Annotated in this window: 18 protein-coding genes; 9 read left to right on the top strand and 9 right to left on the bottom strand. The window is 60.9% G+C overall.

The genetic code is table 11. The features are described from left to right. From BN1136_RS06740 to BN1136_RS06725, 4 genes are all read right to left on the bottom strand, one after another. Positions 1–893, bottom strand: an 893-nt coding sequence (locus BN1136_RS06740) for an outer membrane beta-barrel protein (RefSeq protein WP_043808226.1), incomplete at its 3' end; no start/stop codon positions are given. A gap of 230 nt (positions 894–1,123) precedes the next feature. Further along, complete coding sequence (gene ompA, locus BN1136_RS06735; protein ID WP_043758892.1) at positions 1,124–2,125, bottom strand: porin OmpA; 1,002 nt, start codon at positions 2,123–2,125, stop codon at positions 1,124–1,126. A 413-nt stretch (positions 2,126–2,538) separates the two neighbouring features. Continuing rightward, the gene (ompA, locus tag BN1136_RS06730) at positions 2,539–3,558 is read right to left on the bottom strand and encodes a porin OmpA (protein WP_043758893.1); all 1,020 of its coding nucleotides are present in this window, start codon (positions 3,556–3,558) and stop codon (positions 2,539–2,541) included. Positions 3,559–3,864: 306 nt separating this feature from the next. After that, positions 3,865–4,458: a hypothetical protein gene (locus BN1136_RS06725; protein ID WP_043758896.1), complete on the bottom strand. Its 594-nt coding sequence runs from the start codon at positions 4,456–4,458 to the stop codon at positions 3,865–3,867. Between the two features lie 257 nt (positions 4,459–4,715). On the opposite strand from BN1136_RS06725, the gene BN1136_RS06720 reads away from it, so the two are divergent. Continuing rightward, on the top strand, positions 4,716–4,982 hold the full coding sequence (locus BN1136_RS06720; RefSeq protein ID WP_005298604.1) for a helix-turn-helix domain-containing protein: 267 nt from the start codon (positions 4,716–4,718) through the stop codon (positions 4,980–4,982). A gap of 195 nt (positions 4,983–5,177) precedes the next feature. Then, positions 5,178–6,539, top strand: a complete 1,362-nt coding sequence (locus tag BN1136_RS06715) for a sodium-dependent transporter (RefSeq protein WP_043758899.1) — start codon at positions 5,178–5,180, stop codon at positions 6,537–6,539. A 62-nt stretch (positions 6,540–6,601) separates the two neighbouring features. Here the strand turns inward: BN1136_RS06715 and BN1136_RS06710 are convergent, their stop codons facing one another. Together BN1136_RS06710 and BN1136_RS06705 are read right to left on the bottom strand one after the other, a co-directional pair. Next, positions 6,602–7,465, bottom strand: a complete 864-nt coding sequence (locus BN1136_RS06710) for a patatin-like phospholipase family protein (RefSeq protein WP_043758901.1) — start codon at positions 7,463–7,465, stop codon at positions 6,602–6,604. Between the two features lie 34 nt (positions 7,466–7,499). Next, the gene (locus tag BN1136_RS06705) at positions 7,500–9,056 is read right to left on the bottom strand and encodes a sensor domain-containing diguanylate cyclase (protein ID WP_043758903.1); all 1,557 of its coding nucleotides are present in this window, start codon (positions 9,054–9,056) and stop codon (positions 7,500–7,502) included. A 210-nt stretch (positions 9,057–9,266) separates the two neighbouring features. Between BN1136_RS06705 and BN1136_RS06700 the strand changes: the two genes are divergently transcribed. From BN1136_RS06700 to BN1136_RS06690, 3 genes are all read left to right on the top strand, one after another. Then, a complete protein-coding gene (locus BN1136_RS06700) occupies positions 9,267–10,319 on the top strand; it encodes an efflux RND transporter periplasmic adaptor subunit (protein ID WP_043758905.1) in 1,053 nt (350 codons plus the stop codon). After that, positions 10,319–13,498 carry an efflux RND transporter permease subunit gene (locus BN1136_RS06695; RefSeq protein ID WP_231557837.1) on the top strand — a complete coding sequence of 1,060 codons (3,180 nt, stop codon included), beginning with the start codon at positions 10,319–10,321 and terminating at the stop codon, positions 13,496–13,498. Before BN1136_RS06700 ends, BN1136_RS06695 begins: the two co-directional genes overlap by 1 nt. A 196-nt stretch (positions 13,499–13,694) precedes the next feature. Then, positions 13,695–16,118, top strand: a complete 2,424-nt coding sequence (locus BN1136_RS06690; RefSeq protein ID WP_043758917.1) for a YgiQ family radical SAM protein — start codon at positions 13,695–13,697, stop codon at positions 16,116–16,118. Between the two features lie 114 nt (positions 16,119–16,232). Here the strand turns inward: BN1136_RS06690 and BN1136_RS19730 are convergent, their stop codons facing one another. Both BN1136_RS19730 and BN1136_RS20150 read right to left on the bottom strand, forming a co-directional pair. Then, positions 16,233–16,982 carry a restriction endonuclease gene (locus tag BN1136_RS19730; RefSeq protein ID WP_081843645.1) on the bottom strand — a complete coding sequence of 250 codons (750 nt, stop codon included), beginning with the start codon at positions 16,980–16,982 and terminating at the stop codon, positions 16,233–16,235. A gap of 2 nt (positions 16,983–16,984) precedes the next feature. Further along, positions 16,985–18,094: a hypothetical protein gene (locus BN1136_RS20150; protein WP_152552598.1), complete on the bottom strand. Its 1,110-nt coding sequence runs from the start codon at positions 18,092–18,094 to the stop codon at positions 16,985–16,987. Between the two features lie 390 nt (positions 18,095–18,484). On the opposite strand from BN1136_RS20150, the gene BN1136_RS06685 reads away from it, so the two are divergent. Next, positions 18,485–18,712, top strand: coding sequence for a hypothetical protein (locus BN1136_RS06685; protein ID WP_043758907.1), 228 nt, complete (start codon positions 18,485–18,487; stop codon positions 18,710–18,712). Between the two features lie 32 nt (positions 18,713–18,744). Here BN1136_RS06685 and BN1136_RS06680 read toward each other — a convergent pair whose 3' ends face one another. Then, a complete protein-coding gene (locus tag BN1136_RS06680) occupies positions 18,745–19,248 on the bottom strand; it encodes a DinB family protein (RefSeq protein WP_043758909.1) in 504 nt (167 codons plus the stop codon). Positions 19,249–19,458: 210 nt separating this feature from the next. Between BN1136_RS06680 and BN1136_RS06675 the strand changes: the two genes are divergently transcribed. From BN1136_RS06675 to aqpZ, 3 genes are all read left to right on the top strand, one after another. Continuing rightward, positions 19,459–20,367, top strand: coding sequence for a Gfo/Idh/MocA family protein (locus BN1136_RS06675; RefSeq protein WP_043758911.1), 909 nt, complete (start codon positions 19,459–19,461; stop codon positions 20,365–20,367). A gap of 219 nt (positions 20,368–20,586) precedes the next feature. After that, entirely contained in the window at positions 20,587–21,108 is a 522-nt protein-coding gene (gene ruvC / locus BN1136_RS06670) for a crossover junction endodeoxyribonuclease RuvC (RefSeq protein WP_043758913.1), read from the top strand. 301 nt (positions 21,109–21,409) lie between these two features. After that, entirely contained in the window at positions 21,410–22,096 is a 687-nt protein-coding gene (gene aqpZ, locus BN1136_RS06665; RefSeq protein ID WP_043758916.1) for an aquaporin Z, read from the top strand. Positions 22,097–22,126 lie beyond the last annotated feature (30 nt).

Genomic DNA, 22,126 nt, shown 5'->3' with positions numbered 1-22,126 from the left:
GCAGGCAGCCCCTTGCCGATGAGGAAGTCCGCCACCGTCCTGGCCCGTGCCTCGGACAGCGCCTGGTTGTTGGCGTCCGAGCCGATGCGGTCGGTGTAACCCATCACCAGGGCGTTGCCGTCCTTGGGCTTGACGTCGGCAATCTGCTGATAGAGATCATCCAGGGCGGCCATGCCTTCCGGCTTGAGGTCGGCCTTGCCAAAGGCAAACAGTACGTCCGAACTCAGGTTGAAGGTCTGATCCACGGGCTCGGGGGCCGGGGGCGGAGCCGCTACCATGGGGGCGGCCACCGGGGCTGCGGCGACGGTACGGTTGGGGTGCAGCACCAGCTCGATGGTGGCTGTGCTGATGTCACTGACCCAGCGATGGGTGCCGCTGTCCACCTTGTCGTTGTCCGAGTCATCCCCCACTCGCACCAGATAGCGGTAGCGGGCCTGGATGTCGACCCAGTCGTGCAACCTGGCAGTCAGCCCGAGCCCTGCCAGCGGCGCCAGGTTGTCCTCGCTGCCGTTGATGGACTTGACGCTGTAGAGGTAACCACCCCCTTCGGCGAACACCGAGAAGATGTCCCCCAGGGGCAGGCGGCCTATCACCGACAGGGTGGCCCCCTGATTGCTGAACTCGTGGCCGTTGACGTCCCAGTCGCCTCCCGACAGATAGCCCAGCTCGGCCCCCAGGTTTTCGGTGAAGTTGTAGCCCACGAAGGCGTTGTAGGCGTTGTCGCTGTCGTCGACGCCTTGAACCGTTTGCGTGCCTATCTTGAAGTCGTCGATGTCATGGGCCCACGCCCAGCCCGCCCCCGCGCCTATGTACCAGTCGTGAGCAGGGGCCGCCTGGGCGGCTCCCGTCGCCAATGCCAATGCAATCCAGATTGGTTTCAGTCTTATGTTCATCGCGTATCCTCGTCGATGTTGGGTGTTATAGGGCTCCCAGCCCTTTGTTATGTATAACCAACACTATGTATAGGCGATGTGGCCGCTTTAACCACTTAAGTGGCGCATCTATATGGAAAATCTGTGAGAGCGGCGGGCAATTTTTCTGCGTGGGAGCGGGAGGATGACAGCCCCGGCAGGCAATAAAAAAGGGACCGTATGGTCCCTTTTTTTGCATGGTGCTTAAGCGATTACTGCTGTACTTCCTGCACGCCGGTGACGCGCACTTCGACGCGGCGATCCGGAGCCAGGCAGGAGATCAGCTCGTTCTTGCCCTTGACGCCGTCACACTGGTTGCCGGTGACCGGGTTGGCTTCGCCGCGACCTTCGATGGAGACCTTGCCTGCCGGCAGACCCTTGCCAACCAGGAAGTCAGCCACGGTACGGGCACGGGCTTCGGACAGCTTCTGGTTGTAGGCATCGGAGCCGATGCGGTCGGTGTAACCCACCACCACGGCGCTGCCATCTTTCGGCTGAACGTCAACGATCTGCTGATACAGGGTGTTGAGGGCCTCGGAACCTTCCGGCTTCAGGGTGGATTTGCCGAAGGCAAACAGCACGTCGGAGCTCAGGGAGAAGTTCTTGTCGACCATGACGGGCTCAGGTGCCGGCTCCGGGGCAGGGGCAGGCACAGGTGCGACATAGGAGGTGCGGTTCGGGTGCATCACCAGTTCCAGGGTGGCGACGCTCATGTCGGTCTGCCAGGTCTTCTGATCGTCACCCAGATCCCACATGTAGCGGTAGCGGGCCTGCAGATCGAGGAGGTCGGAGAGCTTGGCGGTCAGACCCAGGCCGGCCAGCGGGGCAGTACCGTTGTCGCTGTCACCATTGCCGTTGACGTGGTTGAAATAGGCACCGCCTTCGGCAAAAACGGAGAAGATGTCACCCATGGGCAGGCGGGCGATACCGGACAGGGTCGCGCCCTGGGTCTTGAAGTCGACGCCGTCGACGCCAGCCTTGCCGGCATAGAGGTAGCCCAGCTCGGCACCGAAGTTTTCGGTGAAGTTGTAGCCGCCGAACAGGGAGAGTGCGGTGGCGTCCTTGTCGGCATCCAGGCCGAAGGAGTCCAGGTCATGGCCATATGCCCAACCAGCACCCATACCGGTGTACCAGTCGTTGGCCGCCTGAGCGGTGGTAGTTCCCATGGCTGCGATAGCCAGAGCAATCAGGGTTGGTGCCACTTTCATTTTCATCGTTTTATCCTCGTTGAGTTGCCGTGCTACAGGCGAATGCGCACTCTTTGTTATACCGGTCGCAGATGACACTTCATGTTGCGACTCCGTGATGGATCACGGACGGCTTGAATAAAAAACGGATGGAAACCTGGATACTCATGAAGCTGTTCTCCATGGACAACTAACCGGGCGTTCAGCACTTTTAATAGTTCATCCAATGTCTTACAAGCGTTGCTACTGTATTCTTTTGAATCGGCATGATCAAGTTTCTGCTCAGATATGCAGCGCAGGCCCGGGTGCCAGGGGACAACCACGAGAGCAGAGGGAAAGAAGACAAGCGGGGATGAGACAGGGGCTGTCGCTGGGGGAGATGACAAAGCAAAAGGGGATGCCGTGGCATCCCCTTTTTGCGTTATCTGAGCGAGGTCAGATTACTGCTGAACTTCTTGTACGCCGGATACGCGAACTTCTACGCGACGGTCCGGAGCCAGGCAGGAGATCAGCTGAGCCTTGGCCTTGACGCCGTCACACTTGGTGCCGGTGACCGGGTTGGCTTCGCCGCGACCTTCGATGGCAACCTTGCTGGCAGCCATGCCCTTGCTGACCAGGAAGTTGGCAACGGTGCGAGCACGGGCTTCAGACAGCTTCTGGTTGTAAGCGTCGGAACCGATACGGTCGGAGTAACCAACAACAACGGCGTTACCGTCTTTCGGCTGGAACTCGATGATCTGCTGGTACAGCGCGTTCAGAGCTTCCACGCCTTCAGCCTTCAGGGTGTCTTTGCCAAAGGCAAACAGCACGTCGGAGTTCAGGGCGAAGTTCTTCTCAACAACTTGCGGAGCCGGAGCCGGAGCTTCTTCAACAACCGGGGCCGGAGCCGGAGCTACGTAGGAAGTGCGGAACGGGTGGTAAACGGCTTCCAGGGTCGCAATGCTCTGGTCGGCTTTGTAGCGTACGTTGCCGTCGTGCAGATCAGCCACGTCCCACATGTAGCGGTAGCGAGCTTGCAGGTCCAGAGCGTCGTTGACCTTGTAGGTCACACCGGCGCCAGCCAGCGGAGATACCTTGCTGTCGCTGGTGCCCAGGCCGTCGGTGTGGCCCCAGTAGGCGCCGCCTTCAGCGAACAGGGAGAAGTCGTAGCCCAGCGGCAGACGAGCGATACCGGACAGGGTGGCACCCTGGCTCTCGTAACGGTTGCCATCGGTGTTACCACGGCCGGTGTACTGGTAGCCCAGCTCGGAACCGAAGTATTCGTTGAAGTTGTAACCGACGAATGCGTTGGCAGCAGTCGCGTCTTCTTCACCAGAGGTCACGCCTTCGATCTTGTTCAGACCGTTGAAGTGAGTTGCACCAACACCGGCACCGAAGTAGATGTCGTCAGCGGCGTGAGCTGCAGTTGCACCCATGGCAGCCATGGCGATGGCGATCATGGAAGGAGCCATTTTCATCATAAAATAATCCTCGTTGAGATGGCACGTTGTTCACGTGCTTCGCACTTGTAATTTATTTAAGCTGCTGGCTCTGTCGACCAACCTGGGTTGGCACGAACAGGGATCCTAGATCCATCCAGGAGGCACGCATCTGGGTGCACAAGTGATCGGGTTGCACTGTCGACAGTGCACAAACGCCGTCACGAACAGCCGAGTCATTCCGATGACGTGGCGCACTTTATGCCCATTTCAAAACATGATCAAGCTCACAGATAAGGGATGGGGCAAATTGTGTCGTATGGATAACTGGCTGTTTCTTCGAATTTATTAGTGATCCAAGTAGGCGCGGTGCAGCTTTTTCTCAAGCTTCATATAGGCCTGAGCCCAGTCATTCTGCGGGGTGGCGCCATTTTCCCTTGCCGAGAAGACGGCGAGATAATCGGCCTCAGTTGCTTCGCATAGCAAGGGTGTGAAACTGAGCAAAAAATGGCGGGCGAGATAGGGGTCGAGGGGCCAGATATTGAGGATGGCCCGCGCCACAGGCTGAACCGCAGCTGAACAGATGAAATGCAGGTGTCCGGCAGCCAGCCAGGTGTCCATCTCCTGAAGACCCTGCTCGGGGACAATGCCCCCATCTCCTCTCTCCATGGAGAGCTTCATATGGTTGCCATTTCCAAGTTTCAGGGTGCCATCCTCCTGCAGGATCCCGTCGTGGCTGCGCAGTATCAGTGTCGTCGGACCTTCGAGATAGAGACTGCATTTGTCGGACAGCGCGGCCAGCACGGTGGCGGCGTCACCCTGCATGGTCGCGGGCAGCCAGAACGCCTCGGCCCGGGTCTGCTGGCCCTGGCTGAGCTGACGGAGGAGAGAGTCTGGCCCCGAACCGGGATGAAGACGGGAGATGATGCCGGGAAATGCCATATTGATTACTCCTGAAGGGATAATCGGAGAATTATACGAGCTAAGGCGGGGCAAGAATAAAGGTTTCTTTTCGAGACTGTTTACCTGAAGCGGCTCTGCGATTACCATCCCCGAGGTTTGTTAGGGTTGTCGTCGAAAGACGCTGATTATAGATAGAGACTCGACCATAACGAGTCCGTTCAAAACTGATACACTTGACTACGAGTCGTCGCGAAAAATAAAGGTGGAGTCAATCCGCCGAACGGAGTATGGAACACATGAATTCAAATATCGTAACTGTTGGCAAGAAGATCCGTCAGATCCGCGAAGCGGTAGGCCTGAGCCGTCCCAAGTTTGCTGATCTGCTGGGTGTCCCCCCAACCACGCTGAAGAACTATGAACTGGGTTACCGTGAAGTTGGAGGCGCCTTCCTGGTTGCCCTGGCTCACCACCCGGAACTGCACAAGTTCACCCTCTGGCTGCTGGCTGACAAGAAAGTCGCCGAAATCGGCCAGATTGGTCCGGACGATATTGCCAAGGCCTGATCGCCAGCCCCTGGATAAAAATGCCGCCTTCGGGGCGGCATTTTTTATTTATCAAAAAGATACTCTGTTTAAATAAATATTACGTCGTGTTCCGTGAGTAAATATTTCAACTGAATCAATTTGTTGAACTGGATTAATCCCCGGAATATTCCGACGCTGTGAGTTCATATCCCTGATGCATGTGACGAGACAAATATGAGTCATTCCACTCCCAAGGCAAGAGATGGTTTCACCAGTACCTTTGGCGTGCTGGCCGCGACCCTGGGGTCGGCCGTCGGGCTCGGCAATATCTGGAAGTTCCCCTACCTGACCGGGGAGAATGGCGGCGCCGGTTTTCTGCTGGTCTATCTCCTCGCCACCCTGCTGGTGGGGCTGCCGGTGATGATCTCCGAGATCATGCTGGGGCGTCAGACGAAGTCCGATGTGGTGAGCGGGCTCATCAAGCTGGCCCCCAAGGGGCAACCCTGGTGGCTGATTGCGGCCATGGGGGTGACGGCGGCCTTCCTCATCATGTCGTTCTACTCCGAGGTGGCGGCCTGGGTGTTTGCCTATGTCTTCAAGGCGGCCAGCGGCGACATCCTCTCGACCGATCCCGCCGTCACCGGCGCGGCCTTCAACGCGCTCATCACGGATCCCTGGCAGAGCCTGCTGTGGCAGTGGCTGGTGCTGGCCCTGATGGGGGGCATACTGCTGATGGGGGTGGCCAAGGGGATCGAGGCGGTCACCAAGAAGCTGATGCCGCTGCTGTTCATCCTGCTGCTGGTGATAGGCATCCGCAGCCTGACCCTGCCCGGGGCAAGCGAGGGGTTGCGCTTCCTGTTCTCACCGGATTTTTCCAAGGTGACCGCCGGCGTGGTGCTGACGGCCATGGGACTGGCGTTCTTCAAGCTCTCCATCGGCATGGGCACCATGATGACCTATGGCAGCTACTTTCGGGATGATCAGCACATCCCCCTCATCACGGTCCGGGTGATGTGCGCCGATCTCTTCGTCTCCATGCTGGCGGGGATCGCCATCTTCCCGGCCGTATTCGCCTTCGGCTTCGAGCCAAGTGCCGGCCCCTCCTTGCTGTTCATCACCATCCCGGCGGTGTTTGCCAGCATTCCGTTTGGCCACCTCTTCATGGTGCTCTTCTTCGTGCTCTCCGCCATTGCGGCCACCGGGGCCATGCTCTCGATCCTGGAGGTGCCGGTCTCGGTGCTCTCCGAGCGCTTCCAGATGAGCCGGCGGAAGGCGACACTCATCAACCTGCTGGTGCTGGGGGCGGTCGGCTCGACCTGTGCGCTCTCCAACAGCACGCTGGCGCAGGTGCAGATCGCCGGCAAGACCTTCTTCGATCTGTTCGACTTCATCTCCTCCAACGTACTGATGCCCCTTGGCGGCATCCTCCTCTGCCTGTTCGTCGGCTGGGTCTGGGGTTTCGAGCGGATGAAGGGGGCACTGACCAATGGCGGCACGCTGGCGCTGCCCATCCTCAAGCCGCTCTTCTTTATCATCCGCTACGTGTCGCCGCTGCTGATCCTGGTCGTGATGCTCAAGGGGCTGGGGCTGTTCTGAAACACCGGGCCAGAGAGCAAAAGAGCGCCTGATGGCGCTCTTTTCATGGGTATCCCCGAGTGTCAGAGCAGGCCGAGCCGGGAGAGCTCCTCCTTGAGCTGGTCCAGGTTGCGCTCGACGCAAGCCTCTCCCTCGCTGATAGCCTCGCCTGCGCGGTGAAAATCCATGATGGAGAGGTTGCCAAGGCGGGGGCAGAGCTGGATCTCGGGGGGGTCACCGGCCATCCGGGCCCGGGTGATACGCTCCTGCATGATGTTGATGGAGCCGGTCATCACCCCCCACATGCCCGGGGTACTGGGCTCGCCGCGGCCCAGCCACTGGCTGAAGAGGCCGCCAGGGGCGGGCTCGTCCGGTTCGTCCGTCCAGGGCTGGTGCAGGTCGGTGTTGAGGTTGACGGCGATCACCACCTCGGCCCCCATGGCGCGGGCCAGCGAGATGGGCACGGGGTTGACCACGGCGCCATCCACCAGCCAGCGGTCGTCGATCCGGGTCGGGGTCAGAATGCCGGGCATGCCGCAGGAGGCGCGCACGCACTGGCGCAGGGGACCTTGCTGCAACCAGATCTCGCGGCCGGTATCGAGCTCGGTGGCGACGCAGGCGAAGGGGAGCGGCAGGCTCTCCATGGGGGGATCCCCCAGATGGGCGGCGGCGATGCCGAACACCTTGTCACCGCGGAACAGGCCGCCGGAGAGGGCGGGATCGAGCAGCCCCATCACCTGCAAGCGGTTGAAGCCGCGTACCCAGCTCTCCAGCTTGTCCAGTTCACCGGCGGCATAGGCGGCGCCGACGAAGCTGCCGATGGAGCAGCCCGCCACCAGATCCGGCTTGACGCCGAGGCGCTCCAGCGCCCGTATGATGCCGATGTGCGCCCATCCTCGGGCGGCGCCGCTGCCCAGGGCCAGGCCCAGGCGGGGTTTTCGTGACACAGTGCGTCTCCTGATGGTGAGTTGGGGGTCCAGCTTACCCCGACTGTTCCTGCCCGTCATCCCGCCAGCCTTCGCTTCGATTGCGACCCTTGGCCTTGGCCTGATAGAGGGCGAGATCGGCGCGGCGAATGGCCTCCTGCAACGTGGCGGCCTGACTCTGGCGGCAATGGCCCAGGCTGACCGTGACCCTCAGGTCGGGTGCGATGTCGGTCCAGGGGTGCGCCTCGATGGCAAGGCGCAGCCGCTCGGCGAGGGGGGCGAGGGGGAGGCGCCGGTCGGTGACGAGCAGCAGGAACTCCTCACCCCCCCAGCGGATCAGGTGGCACGCCCGGGGCAGCAGGGTGTGGCACAGCGCCACCAGCCGGATCAGCACCTCGTCCCCCACCTCGTGGCCGAAGCGGTCGTTGACCTGCTTGAAGTGATCGCAGTCGAACATGATGGCGCCGATCTGGCGGGTGCCGGCCTCGGCATGACTGTGTTCGAAGGCATCGAAGTAGTGGCGGTTGAAGGCGCCGGTCAGGGCATCGTGACGGGAGAGGTAGTTCAGGCGCCGATTGAGGCTGCGTACGTGCAGGCTAGACAGAGTCGCGATCACCAGGCAGAGCACGGTGAGCAGCGCCGTGGCCGACTCCCACAGCAATATCTGCAAAAGGGGCAGCAGCGCAATGCGATGGATCAGGGTGAGCGGGGTGCCGGGGATGGTGTGCGTGAGCTGCAAGGCTCCCTGCTGCCAGCGATAACCCTCCTTTTGCGCCTGCCGGGTGAGGGGCGGGGCCGTGCCGGACTGGCTGCTGGCGAGGATCTGCTGGTGCGCATTGACCAGGAACAGGGTACCCACCTGGGGGGCGAGCCGGCGCAGGGTCTGCGCCAGGGTGGCGGTCTCGATGTCGATGCTGATCAGGCCGGTGATCTCGCCGGTCTGGGTAATGGGTTGGGAGAGGGTGACCATCCGTCCCTGGCCCGCAAGATCCTGATAGGGGCGCGAGAGGATGGCGTGCTCCGAAGGGGAAAGTTGAGTAAGAGCCTCTTGCCAGTAAGCCGTGTTGTAGATGAGGGGGCTGAAGCGAAACTGACTCGATGGCACCCAGGGATAGAGATAGATGAAGTTGTCCTTGCCGGTGAAGTAGATCCAGGCCGCCTCCTTGCCCAGCAGCTTGCTGGCGGTGGCGAGCAGGGGCGAGAGGCTGAGGGCCAGGTGCATTCTGGCTTCCCGCTGACTGTCCGCCGGGGGCCGCGGGCTCAACCCGGTCAGATTGCCGATGAGGGCGGGAGGCAGGCCGACGGGGATGCGATCCAGGGTGATGCCGTGTTCCCCGTCGTCCTGCAGCGCCTGATACAGCTGGTGGGAGAGCACGGATCTGGGGTCGGTGCGCAGGCGCTCTTCCGCCTGGCCGCGCATGGCTTCAAGAAAGGCCTCCATGCGCTGGTACTGGCTGCTGAAATGGGTGGCGGCATTGATGGTGTCGCGCTTGTTCAGCTCGGTGACCTGATGAAAGGCGTGCTGCAGGGCGAGCAGCAACAGAAGCAGGCTCAACCCCAGCAGCAGCCACTGCAAGCGATATCTGGCAAAGGCAGGGGAAGGTATGGGCATGAGCGTTCCGGGCTGATGGCAGGAATCGACGTTCAGTCTAAGGTACAACACCCCTTATCGTCCCGGGAAGATGACATTTTGTTGATCCTCTGCCGCCCTGTTACGTTTTGTCACATTTATACATAGTCACGGCATAGTCAGGGAGTAACATGGTGCCATCCTTGATGAAGTTCCTTCTCTTCTTCTCTTTTTGACGGCATGGATCCCTTGATGAAAACGCGCGTGTGGCTGTGGCTCTTCCCTCTTCTTCTGTTGCTGGCGGCGGGTGCCTGGCACCTGCGCCAGGATGCTCCCGCCAGCAAGCCTGCGCCAAAGCAGATCAACATTCGGGCCGAGACGGTCAGGCAGAGCCTGGCCGAGCCCTCCATCAAGCTGGTGAGCAAGCTGGCGGCCAATCGCTCCGTGGTGGTGAGCCCGGAGGTGACCGGCCGCATCGTCACCATAGCGGTGCGCTCCGGCCAGCAGGTCAGGCAGGGGGAGACCCTGATCGCCCTGGACGCGGGCAAGCAACAGGCGGAGCTGGCCGAGCAGAGCGCCAGCGTGCGTGACGAGGCGCGCAAGCTGCGGGACATGCGCAAGCTGGTGGCCCGCGGCGCCGTCACCACCTCCGAACTGGAAGGGCAGGAGGCCACGGTGGCCCAGGCCCAGGCGCGGGTGGACGCGGCCCGCTACGAGCTCTCCTTGCGCACCCTGGCCGCCCCCTTTGACGGCACCGTCAGCCTCATCGACTTGAGCGAAGGGGCCCTGGTCAACAGCGGCGACGTGCTGCTGCACCTGGACGAGCTGGCCAGGCTGCGCCTCGATCTGGCGGTGCCGGAGCGCTACCTCTCCCTGCTGCGCCCCGGCATGACGGTGACGGCGACCAGCTCCGCCTGGCCGGATCAATCCTTCTCCGGCGTGCTGGAGACCCTCGACAGCCGAGTTTCCAACGACACCCAGAACATCAAGGCGCGGGTCATCCTGCCCAATCCCGGCGGCCAGCTGCGCCCCGGCATGCTGATGAACGTGGAGCTCTCCCTGCCGGCCCAGAAGATGACCCTGATCCCCGCCCAGTCGGTGGAGTACGCCGGCGAGCAGCGCTTCGTCTATCGCCTGGAGGCGGACGGCCGGGTGAAGCGCATCCCGGTGGAACTCGGTGACACCCACGGCGAAGAAGTGTGGGTGCTGAAGGGGTTGAACGTCGGCGATCGCATCGCGGTCGAGGGGCTGGTGAACCTGCGCGACGGTGCCCTGGTGCACGACCTGAGCGAGGTAAAAGGCTGATGTGGCTCTCCGATATCTCAGTGCGTCGCCCCCTGGTGGCGGTGGTCATCAGCGCCCTGCTCACCGTGTTCGGCCTCGTGGCCTTCAGCAAGCTGACGGTCAGGGAGATGCCGGACGTGCAGACCCCGTCCGTCTCCATCACCACTACCTATGAGGGGGCCGCCCCCGAGGTGATGGAGAGCCAGGTCACCAAGCCCATCGAGGACCAGCTCTCCGGTATCAGCGGCATCAAGAACATCAACTCGGTGACCCGCAAGGGGCGCTCCTCCATCACGGTGGAGTTCAAGCTCGGCTGGAACATGCTGGAGGGCACCTCCGACGTGCGCGACGCCATCTCCCGCGCGAGGCCGAGGCTCCCTGACGACGCCGACGAGCCCATGGTGACCAAGGACAACGGCAACGGCGACGTGGCGATCTGGCTGAACTTCAGCAGCACCCAGATGGACCGCACCGCCCTGACCGACTACGCGAACCGCATGCTGGTGGATCCCCTGAGCCTGGTGGACGGGGTGAGCGAGGTCTCCCTCTCCGGGGATCTGACCCAGGTAATGTATGTGCGACTGCGCCCCGCCGACATGGCCGCCCGCGGCATCACGGTGGCGGACGTGCAGGACGCCCTCAAGCGGGAGAACATCGAGCTGCCGGGGGGGGAGATCCGCAACAACAGCATGACCATGGCGGTGCAGATCGCGCGCCTCTATCACAGCGCCGAGGATTTCCGCTCCCTGCCGGTGACGACCGCCGCCAACGGCGAGAGCATCTACCTGGCCGACATCGCGGATGTGGAGGTGGGGGCCAAGAATGAAGACAGCGCCTACCAGCGCAATGGTCGCGAGAGCCTGGGGATCGGCATAGTGGCACAGTCCACCGCGAACCCCCTGGCCGTGGCCCAGGGCATCGAGAAGAAGCTCGTGGAGATGCAGCGCTTCCTGCCGGAAGGGGCCAGCCTGGAGGTGGACTACGACTCCACCATCTTCATCAAGCAGGCCATCGACGAGGTGTACGAGACGCTCGCCATCTGTGCCGTGCTGGTGGTGGCCGTGCTCTACCTCTTCCTCGGTCAGGGGCGTACCACGCTCATCCCGGCCATCACGGTACCCGTCTCCCTCATCTCGGCCTTTATCGGTGCCTGGTATCTGGGTTTTTCCATCAACCTCATCACCTTGCTGGCGCTGATCCTCGCCATCGGCCTGGTGGTGGATGACGCCATCGTGGTGGTGGAGAACATCCACCACCACCTGCAGCGGGGGGAATCTCCCCTGATGGCGGCCTGGCACGGCACCCGGGAGGTGGGCTTCGCGGTCATCGCCACCACCGCCGTGCTGGTGATGGTGTTCGTGCCCATCGCCTTCATGGACGGCATGGTGGGCCGGCTCTTCACCGAGTTTGCCATTCTGTTGTCGCTCGCCGTGCTCTTCTCCTCCTTGGTGGCCCTGACCCTGACCCCGGCCATGGGCTCCTGGCTGATGCGGGCCGTCCATAAACCCAACGCCCTGACCGCCACCCTGGACCGGGGCCTTGGCTGGGTGGAGGAACGCTACCGCCGCCTGCTCGGCTGGGTGCTGCGCCGCGCCATCTGGATGCCTCTGGTGCTGCTGCTCTGCCTCGGCGGCATCGGCGCCCTGTTTGGCAAGCTGCCCGCGAGCCTCACCCCGACCGAAGACAGGGGCGTGCTCTACGTCTTCGTGAAGGGGGCCGAGGGCACCAGCATCGAGCGCATGAAGCGCAACATGCAGCAGGTGGAGGCCGCCATCCTGCCGCTGCTCGGCCAGGGGGTGGTGCAGGCCATGAGCTTCAGCACCCCGGCCTTCGGGCGCGGCGGCGATCAGACCGGCATGGCCATCATCCAGCTCACCGACTGGGCCGAGCGGGATGTGACCGCCACCGAGTTTGGCCGCAGCCTCAGCGGCCTGCTCGCCGGCATCCCGGACGTGATGATCCGCACCTTCCAGCCGGGCTTTCGGGGCGGCTCCACCGCCGCCGTCCAGTTCGTGCTGCAGGGCTCCGACTATGGCGAGCTCTATCAGCAGGGTCTGGCGCTCAAGGAAGCCGCCACCCAGAGCGGCCTGATGCTGAGCCCGGATCTCGACTACGCCGAGAAGACCCCGGAGCTGCAGGTGACCATAGAGCGGGAGCGGGCGAGCCAGCTCGGCATCCCGGTCTCGACCGTGGCGAGCTCGTTGCAGGCCCTGCTTGGCGGCGTCAGCCAGACCACCTATGTGGACAGGGGCGAGGAGTATGACGTCTACCTGCGCGCCAACCAGACCCAGTTCAACGGCATCTCGGACGTCAGCCGCATCTATCTCAAGGCCGCGAGCGGCGAGATGGTGAGTCTCTCGACCCTGGCCACCGTCACCCAGGTGGCGAGCCCCCAGCGCCTCAACCACTACCAGCGTCAGAAGGCGGTTGCCCTCACCGCGGACGTGGCCCCCGGCCACACCCTGGGGGAGGCCCTGAACTTCCTGGATAGCTGGGCCGCAGATCACCTGCCCACCGGCATGTCGGTGGATTACGCCGGCGAGTCCAAGGACTATCGCGACAACCAGGGGGAGATGGTGCTGGTGTTCGGCCTCGCCCTGCTGGTGGTCTATCTGGTGCTGGTGGCCCAGTTCGAGAGCCTGCTGACCCCGGCGGTGGTGATGATGACGGTGCCGCTCGGCATCTTCGGCGGCCTGCTCGGCCTCTGGCTCACGGGGCAGGAGCTCAGCATCTACAGCCAGATCGGCATGATCATGCTGATCGGCATGGTGACCAAGAACGGCATCCTCATCGTCGAGTTCATCAACCAGCTGCGCCAGCGCGGCGAAGGGTTCGAGGAGGCGATCATCGCAGGCTCGGTGCGCCGCCTGCGCCCCATATTGATGACCTCGCTCACCGCCATCATCGGTGCCGTGCCCCTGATGATCTCCATGGGGGCGGGCTACGAGAGCCGGATGGCCGTGGGCACCGTGGTGTTCTTCGGGCTGTCGCTCGCGACCCTGGTCACCCTGCTGGTGGTGCCCGCCATCTATCAGCTGATCGCCAGACGCGCGGGCATGACGGGGGCGAGGGACAGGCTGGTGGACGAGGTGCTGGCGGGCAAAGTGCTTGCGGGCGATGCGCCGGCGGCGACGCCAGAGCGCCAGTCCCTCCCGGACGAGGGAACGCCCCAGAAAGGGCGGGACCAGCCGGCGGCCTAGCTGGCCGACCCACGATGCCATAAGCAGGGCGCCAATGGGCGCCCTGCTTGTTGATGAGATCCAAGTTTGTTACGCCGGCCTGCCGTGCCCGCCCGAAGGGGCCCTTTCCCCTCGCGTTCTGTGGGGGCAAAAAGCCGTCGCCCCCGCCTTGCTCTGCCGGTATAATGCGCGACCCGAATTGTTCCAGGTGGTCAAAATGCAGCCGGTTACCAACCTCTTCTCCTATCCCCGCTACTGGGCCGAGTGCTACGGCACGGCGCCCTTCCTGCCCATGTCCCGTGCGGAGATGGACAAGCTCGGCTGGGACAGCTGCGACATCGTGCTGGTCACGGGGGATGCCTACGTGGATCACCCGAGCTTCGGCATGGCGGTGATCGGCCGCATGCTCGAATCCCAGGGCTTTCGGGTCGGCATCATCGCCCAGCCGGACTGGTCGTCGAAGGATGACTTTATGCGCCTGGGCAAGCCGAACCTCTTCTACGGGGTGACCGCGGGCAACATGGACTCCATGATCAACCGCTACACCGCCGACAAGAAGCTGCGCCACGACGACGCCTACACCCCCGGGGATGTGGGCGGCAAGCGGCCGGACCGCGCGACCCTGGTCTATACCCAGCGCTGCAAGGAGGCCTATAAAGAGGTCCCCGTGGTCATCGGCGGCATCGAGGCGTCCCTGCGCCGCATCGCCCACTACGACTACTGGTCCGAGACCATCCGTCGCTCGATCCTGATCGACGCCAAGGCCGACATCCTCATCTACGGTAACGCCGAGCGCCCCCTGGTGGAGGTGGCTCACCGCATCGCCGGTGGCGAGACCATCGAGACCATGCAGGACATTCGCGGCACCGCCGTCATCCGCAAGGAGCCGCTGCCGGGCTGGCGCGGGGTGGATTCGAGCAAGCTCGACCAGATTGGCCGCATCGATCCCATCCCCAACCCCTATATGGAAGGGGCCCCCTGCGCGGACGACGAAGGCACCGCGCCGATGGAGCAGGAGGCCAAACCCATCCTGGTGCAGCCGCCGAAGCAAAAGCCGTGGGAGAAGACCTACGTCAAGCTGCCGGCGTTCGAGCGTGTGAAGGAAGACAAGGTGCTCTACGCCCACGCGTCCCGCATCCTGCACCACGAGACCAACCCCGGCTGTGCCCGCGCGCTCTCCCAGGCCCACGGCGATCGCATCATCTGGGTCAACCCGCCCGCCTTCCCCCTCGAAACCGACGAGATGGACGGCGTGTTCGGCCTGCCGTACCAGCGGGTGCCACACCCGGCCTATGGCAAGGAGAAGATCCCGGCCTACGACATGATCAAGACCTCGGTCAACATCATGCGCGGTTGCTTCGGCGGCTGCTCCTTCTGCTCCATCACAGAGCACGAGGGGCGCATCATCCAGAGCCGCTCGGAAGAGTCAATCCTCAAAGAAATCGAAGAGATCCGCGACAAGGTGCCGGGCTTTACCGGCGTCATCTCGGATCTCGGCGGCCCCACCGCCAACATGTACAAGCTGCGTTGCAAGAGCCCCAAGGCCGAGCAGACCTGTCGCCGCGCCTCCTGCGTCTGGCCGACCATCTGCCCGCACATGGACACAGACCACAGCCCGACCATCAACCTCTATCGCAAGGCGCGCGACCTCAAGGGCATCAAGAAGATACTGATCGCCTCCGGGGTGCGCTACGACATCGCGGTGGAAGATCCGCGCTATATCAAGGAGCTGGCCAAGTACCACGTCGGCGGCTACCTCAAGATAGCGCCGGAGCACACCGAGGAGGGCCCGCTCTCCAAGATGATGAAGCCGGGCATGGGCAGCTACTACAGCTTCAAGGAGCTGTTCGACAAGTACTCCAAGGAGGCGGGCAAGCAGCAGTACCTGATCCCCTACTTCATCTCCGCCCACCCGGGCACCACGGATGAGGACATGGTGAACATGGCGCTCTGGATCAAATCCAACCGCTTCAAGCTCGATCAGGTGCAGAACTTCTACCCGTCGCCGCTCGCCAACGCCACCACCATGTATTACACGGAGAAAAACCCCCTCAACAAGGTGAGCCGCCAGGGCGGGGACGTGTTCGTGGTGAAAGGGGAGCGTCGCCGTCGCCTGCACAAGGCGCTGCTGCGCTATCACGATCCGGCCGGCTGGCCCATGATCCGCGAAGCCTTGCTGGAGATGGGCAAGGGCCACCTGATTGGCAACGGCCCCGACTGCCTGGTGCCGCCGGAAGGGCGTGGCGAAGCCAAAGCCGAGCGCAGCCGCAACAAGGGCCTGAAACCGGCCCTGACCCGCCACAGCGCCATCACCCATCAGCGCAGCAACGGGGCTGGCAACAAGGGCGCCCGCAGCGAGGCTGGTGCAGGGAATGCCCCGGCAGCCAGCAGAAACGGCGGCAAGGCCGGCAATGGCAAACCGGTGGGCTCTCAGCTCCAGAAAGGTGCCGGCAACGGCAAGCCTGCCGCTCAGGGGGCTGGACAGGGTGCAGCCCAGGGCAAACCGGCAGGGCAGGGGAAACCGGCCCATAAGGGCAAGGCCCCGACCCGCGCTGGCTCTGCCAAGCCGGGCGCCAAACCCGCCACTCAGGGCGGCAAGCCTGCCGCAAAAGGCGGGGCAGCCAAGCGACCGGCGCGGTGATATTCCTGATGTGGAAGAGATAGAAATAAAAAGGCGACCAGATGGTCGCCTTTTCATTTTAAACTAAAATGTTCATGACTCGGATATGCCAGTTATGATGATCTCTGGAAATTATTAATGCATGTCAATGTTAATTTCAAAAGTTCTGATTGCTTTAGCTATTGATATACCATCCATATACCAAACTCCAATTTGTCTGGCATAATTTACGGCTTCTGCACTAAAGTTACTCGTTGTCCAAAATGCACACATTATAGGTGTAAAAGGACCAATTTTACCCGAACGTTTAAGGTCATTTATTTTGGCTTTACAGGAACCGACGAATTGGCGCATTTCATTGAGGTTGACATTGTGTGATCTAGCATATCGCTTAGCTTGACCTAGTATGACGATTTTACTTGATTGTGGTATGTACGTATAACCTTGATCAGGAACAATGTCATACCCTATAAAATCAATACCTCCATCATTAGCACCCCCTATATGCTGATTAGATACCCCTCCGATTTTACTTACAATTTCTTGGCATATTATTTCGAACCTGTCTGGAGCAATGCTACATATGTCTCTAGATAATCTTCTTATTTCATCACTAATAAGAGATCTAATATATGGAGGACTCTCTTCATCAAGTTCAAATACTGATGGGACCTGAGACAGTCTCTCTGCCTCTAATTGCTCTCTTAGTAATTGAGATATATGTGGCATGTGATCTTCGGCTATTTCAGCAATCTCTTCTGTCGATAATCCACGCGCCTCAACTCTTATAACAGCAATCAATACCTCTATTAAAGATATCCAATCGGTGTTATTAAGTCGTGCAATAAGCCACCCTTTAATAACTTGTGATGGTATATTGGCCATATTTATTCCCGAGATAGCAATACTTGCCTGTCATTAATAGTTGATTGAGTTTGGCTTAATAATGCTTCTAATGCGGCAAGATATTCTGGTTGCATTGCTCGTAAGGTTTCAGGCGTTAACGCCCTTAGGGCACTAGTTGCAGCTTTTATTTTGGGTAACCAGTCTTGAGGATGGTCTGCTTCATAACGAGCAAGAGCCCTTGCCAGAGTGCCAGATGGACTGCGCAAGATAGCTATAGCTTCCTCATCATTAATAATTGCTGCAAGCTCTCGAACTTGAATTGCGGTAGTGATTTTTTCACTATCTTCGCCTTCAAGTGGAACAATCCAGCTATAAAATTCAGCAACACGATCTTCCTCTAAAAATGACTCTCTTTCATCACTCCAACCTAGCCATGACTTTAAATTTGGTTTTTTAAATACTTCTTCAAAGTAACTGTACATTTTGGGTTGAGCATACTCACCATATTCTTCATCCTCTTTCATTGCTTCCAGCGCTAAAAAGCAACGATATGCACTATTTGCCGCTCTAGTGGATAGACCTAATGACTGTGCAGCCTGTTGCGGGCTTAGACCTGAGCATCGTAATCCATATACTGCCTTGGCTTTCTGGTATGGCCCCCACTCTTTAATCCCAGACACATGACGCAATCCTGGCAAAATCAAATAAATTGAATCAGGAGCACGAGAGTCATCGATCAATAAGCAATCTAGATGTGTGAAGTTTTCAATTTGTTCTGCACTAAATGTTTCTCGCCCTATATCATGTAAATGTATAAGCCATTTTAAGGCTGTTACACGGCGATTTCCCTCTACAACTACATATTTAATATTTTCATCCTGATTTCCTGTCCAACGACGAAGTACGATTTTATCCATAGGTAGGAAACCAAGAGTTTTTATTGTATCCCTTAACTCTGATACATCAAAACTATCTGCTTTCATTCTCTCAAATGTATGAGATTGGACTCTCTCGTCTGCGAATCGACCTTCTTGTATAGGATGAACTTCCTCCCCTAGGTCTGAAAATCTGGGGTTATTAGGGTCTAATAAAATTTGTTCCAACCTAACGCTTATTGGACTCAAAAATTCTGAAAAGGAAGGCGTGTTCATGTTTTATTATCCGATTTGGGGTTGATTGGATGTATTATATCTAATGCTTGTCGGGTTAGAGCTATTTTCTATAAGAAGACGCTACCGCCCGTGGATTACAGCTTCCAACATGCTCCATTGACCAGCGGGGGCAGCAACCCATAGCAGCTCAACAGGTTCCAGATAGCCACTGTAAGCCAAACGAAGCTGCCTGTGCGAGCATCGGTAGCGATATCACAGTCGGGAAGTTGCGGTTTTTTGAACCCTGTCATCAAAGTGCCAGCAGGCTGCCGATAAAGGCAGCCAGGCGGGGGCGGTTTTGCTATCTTGGCGGCCGATTAATTTGGCGTGGGGGCGCCATGGCGCACCCCGCACGAGCACCGACAAAGAGACCGGCACAGGAGCAATGAGATGGCAGTCAAAAGCAAGTCCAGAAACGAGAAGATAGGCAGCGGGCTCGGGCTGGTATTCGGGATCATCGGCTTCAATATGCTGGTGCCTGTGCTGTTCGGGCCCCAGGCCGGGTTTGAGCTGGCGCCGATGATCCTGGCCATGGTGAGCGCCGTGGTCGGCTCCGAGCTGGGGGCCCGAATTGGCAAGTGGGTCGATGCCAGGGCGCAGGCCAACTCCCCGGAGTAAAGGGCGACATCCGCCGCCCGCGCATGGCGGGATCAGCCGCCCCGTCGCCCGGGTTCGCTGCGATGCAGGAAGGTGGTCAGGGTGTCGCGGGGCGGCGTGATGCCGCACTGCACCAGAATCCGCCCGATGGCTCCCCTGTGATAACCGCCGTGAGTCACCAGATGCAGCAGCATCTCCTCGCGGCTCATCTGCCCCCTGTCCCCGTCCACGAAGTGAAACGAGAGCACGGCCTCGCCCTCTGCCTGACCAAGGCTTGCCACGTAATCCAGATACCAGGCATCCAGCGCGTGGATGGCGGTGCGCAGCATATCGAGGGTCGGCGTTTCCGGGGTATTGGTGGCGCTATAGCCGTGGGGCTCCCCCAGCAGGTTGCCCTTGAAGATGGCGTCGACCACATGGAGATGGTTGAAGATGCGAAGGGCAGTGTGGTGCGCCTCGGGGTACTCTCGCGGGTCCAGGGTGGCGAGGGCATCCAGCAGCTCGCCATCGGCCCAGGCCTTGTAGCGAAAGAGGGATGGCAGGGTCGAGTGGCTCATGGTCTTCCTTGATGGGCGTGCAAGGCTGGCATCTTAGCCAGCCGTCCGGGGCTTGGGAACCTCGGTGCCTGAGCTTGGAAGCTGACCTTCGTCTATTTTTCCTTGTTAATCAGTGGGCTGTGAAGCATCTCCCATACGGGGGCTTGCCCGGTTCGCCCAGGGGCGGGGACATGCTACCTTGCGGCCATCGTACCCAGAGGAGGAGTTCCCATGCGCATTGCCCTGATTGGCCTTGGCGATATCGCCCAGAAGGCCTATCTGCCGCTGCTTGCCAGCGACGAGCGAGTCACCCCGCTGCTCTGCACCCGTAATCCCTCCGTGCTCGGCAAGCTGGCCCGCCAGTACCGGATCCCCGAGTGCTTTACCGAGGTCGATGCGCTGCTCGCGAGCCGCCCCGATGCGGTGATGATCCACGCCGCCACCGTCGTGCACTTCGCGCTGGCGCGGCAATGCCTAGCGGCGGGCATCCCCACCTTTGTGGACAAGCCGCTCTGCTTCGAGTACGCCGAGGTGGAGACGCTCGCGAACCTTGCCCTATCGAAGGATTGCCCGCTCTTTGTGGGCTTCAACCGCCGCTATTTGCCTGCCCTGACCGCGGCCCGCAGTCAGCCGCTCACCGAGATCCACTGGCAGAAGCACAGGCACGATCTGCCGGGGTGGCCGCGCTCGTTCCTGTTCGATGACTTTATCCACGTGCTCGACAGCCTCTGCTTCTATGGCGGCGTGCCGGACGGCGACATCCATGCCGTGCTGCGGCGCAGTGCGCAGGATCCGGACATGCTGGTGAGCGCGAGCGTCGCCTGGCAGAGCGGGCAGGTGGCGGTGAGCGGCAGCATGAATCGCAGCGCCGGCATCACGGAGGAGCGCATCGACGCCTATGGGGACAACCTCTCCCTTCATATCGAGAACTGCACCCGGGGCACGATGGCCCGAGACAAGGCTGTGCAGACCCTGGCGCCGGACGACTGGCAGCCGGTGCTGGCCCAACGGGGCTTCGTTGCGATGCTCGATCACTGGTATCGGCAGGTGGAGCTGGGTCGGGCCGACGGGCGGCTTATCGAGAGCTATCTGCACGGCCACCGGCTGGCGGAGCGACTGGTGGTCATGGCGGGGGAGTGACCCCAGCGTAGCCAGCCGGGGTGAAGCCCATCGGCATCACTGGCCGGTATCACTGGCCGCTATAACTGGCCGCTATAACTGGCGAGAGAAGCGGCAGACCACTGTACAAGATGGCGCATCCCTGCGCAGTCAGGCGCCCTAGGCGTTGCCGCGCGAGCCAAGCGGGGGGGAGTTTGCTATCTTGGCCGCCATGAACAGTCTTCAACACAGCAGAGTCTCATGAGCATTATCCTGGGAATCGACCCCGGCTCCCGGATCACCGGTTACGGCGTCATCCGCATCGTGGCGGGCAAGGCGCAGTACCTGGGGTCCGGCTGTATCCGCACCGACCTGGGGGAGCTGCCGTCCCGCCTCAAGCAGGTCTATGACGGGGTGAGCGAGATCATCACCCAGTTCAAGCCGGACGAGTTCGCCATCGAGCGGGTCTTTATGGCCCGCAACGCGGACTCGGCCCTCAAGCTCGGCCAGGCGCGGGGCAGCGCCATCGTCGCGGCGGTCAACGCCCTGTTGCCGGTGAGCGAATACTCGGCCACCCAGATCAAGCAGGCGGTGGTGGGGACCGGCGGGGCAACCAAGGAGCAGGTGCAGCACATGGTGACCCATCTGCTCACGCTTTCTGCGACCCCCCAGGCGGATGCGGCGGATGCCCTCGGGGTGGCGCTCTGCCACTTCCACACCCGGCAGAGCCTGATCCGGATGGCAGGGCGCGCCACCGGCGCGGTGCGCGGCCGTTACCGCTGATCCCCGCTGGCCCCCGGCAGGGGGCCGTCCTTCCCCGCCAAGTGCCCATGTTGCCGACAAAAGCGCTATTTGAGTCACTTTCTGTCGCACCTTCCGGACGGGACTCTCATGGAGAAGGGGGCGGCAATGGGGGATATCTTCCTACCTAATCAATAACTTGTGACTTGCGTCACACATTCTTCATGAAATGAGGCGGCTTCGTCTTGTTCCGCCACACTCCCATAATATGGCGCCTGTTTAATAACAGTGTCCGTACGAGCCCTTTTGGGCTCCTTGTTCGTCATCATCGGGAGAGACAAGAGTGAAACCTTTTGCTGCTGAATTTATGGGAACCTTCTGGCTGGTGCTGGGCGGGTGCGGCAGTGCCGTGCTGGCCGCCGCGTTTCCTGACGTGGGTATCGGTCTGCTGGGGGTAGCCCTGGCGTTTGGTCTGACCGTACTGACCATGGCCTTCGCCATCGGTCATATCTCTGGTTGCCACCTGAACCCGGCCGTGACCGTGGGGCTCTGGGCCGGTGGTCGCTTCCCGGCTTCCAACATGCTGCCCTACATCGTCGCCCAGGTCCTTGGCGGAATCGTGGCGGGTGGCGTGCTCTATGTCATTGCCAGCGGGCAGGCGGGGTTCGATGTGAGCGCCGGCTTTGCCTCCAACGGCTATGGTGAGCACTCCCCGGGTGGTTACAGCCTGCTGGCGGCCCTGGTGTGTGAAGTGGTGATGACCGGCTTCTTCCTGTTCGTCATCATGGGTGCCACCGACAGTCGTGCTCCGGCCGGTTTCGCCCCGATCGCCATCGGCCTGTGCCTGACCCTGATCCACCTCATCAGCATTCCGGTGACCAATACCTCGGTCAACCCGGCGCGCAGTACCGGTGTGGCGCTGTTCGTGGGTGACTGGGCCGTCGGCCAGCTCTGGCTGTTCTGGGTTGCCCCCATCGTCGGTGCCATTCTGGGTGCATTGGCCTATCGTGTGGTCGCCACGAAAGAGTGATGTGTTGCTAAATAACGTGTGGTATCGACA

Source organism: Aeromonas taiwanensis (assembly GCF_000820165.1).
Classification (GTDB): domain Bacteria; phylum Pseudomonadota; class Gammaproteobacteria; order Enterobacterales; family Aeromonadaceae; genus Aeromonas; species Aeromonas taiwanensis.
Note: the sequence above shows the minus strand (reverse complement) of the source record. Positions and strands in the feature narration are given on the sequence as shown.

Excerpts from the sequence above, each read along its gene's own strand:
- BN1136_RS20150 (WP_152552598.1), bottom strand. The coding sequence starts at position 18,094 with ATGAACACGCCTTCCTTTTCAGAATTTTTGAGTCCAATAAGCGTTAGG.
- BN1136_RS06725 (WP_043758896.1), bottom strand. The coding sequence starts at position 4,458 with ATGGCATTTCCCGGCATCATCTCCCGTCTTCATCCCGGTTCGGGGCCA.
- BN1136_RS06720 (WP_005298604.1), top strand. The coding sequence starts at position 4,716 with ATGAATTCAAATATCGTAACTGTTGGCAAGAAGATCCGTCAGATCCGC.
- ompA (WP_043758892.1), bottom strand. The coding sequence starts at position 2,125 with ATGAAAATGAAAGTGGCACCAACCCTGATTGCTCTGGCTATCGCAGCC.
- BN1136_RS06675 (WP_043758911.1), top strand. The coding sequence starts at position 19,459 with ATGCGCATTGCCCTGATTGGCCTTGGCGATATCGCCCAGAAGGCCTAT.
- BN1136_RS19730 (WP_081843645.1), bottom strand. The coding sequence starts at position 16,982 with ATGGCCAATATACCATCACAAGTTATTAAAGGGTGGCTTATTGCACGA.
- BN1136_RS06685 (WP_043758907.1), top strand. The coding sequence starts at position 18,485 with ATGGCAGTCAAAAGCAAGTCCAGAAACGAGAAGATAGGCAGCGGGCTC.
- BN1136_RS06690 (WP_043758917.1), top strand. The coding sequence starts at position 13,695 with ATGCAGCCGGTTACCAACCTCTTCTCCTATCCCCGCTACTGGGCCGAG.
- ruvC (WP_043758913.1), top strand. The coding sequence starts at position 20,587 with ATGAGCATTATCCTGGGAATCGACCCCGGCTCCCGGATCACCGGTTAC.
- ompA (WP_043758893.1), bottom strand. The coding sequence starts at position 3,558 with ATGATGAAAATGGCTCCTTCCATGATCGCCATCGCCATGGCTGCCATG.
- BN1136_RS06705 (WP_043758903.1), bottom strand. The coding sequence starts at position 9,056 with ATGCCCATACCTTCCCCTGCCTTTGCCAGATATCGCTTGCAGTGGCTG.
- BN1136_RS06680 (WP_043758909.1), bottom strand. The coding sequence starts at position 19,248 with ATGAGCCACTCGACCCTGCCATCCCTCTTTCGCTACAAGGCCTGGGCC.
- BN1136_RS06715 (WP_043758899.1), top strand. The coding sequence starts at position 5,178 with ATGAGTCATTCCACTCCCAAGGCAAGAGATGGTTTCACCAGTACCTTT.
- BN1136_RS06695 (WP_231557837.1), top strand. The coding sequence starts at position 10,319 with ATGTGGCTCTCCGATATCTCAGTGCGTCGCCCCCTGGTGGCGGTGGTC.
- BN1136_RS06700 (WP_043758905.1), top strand. The coding sequence starts at position 9,267 with ATGAAAACGCGCGTGTGGCTGTGGCTCTTCCCTCTTCTTCTGTTGCTG.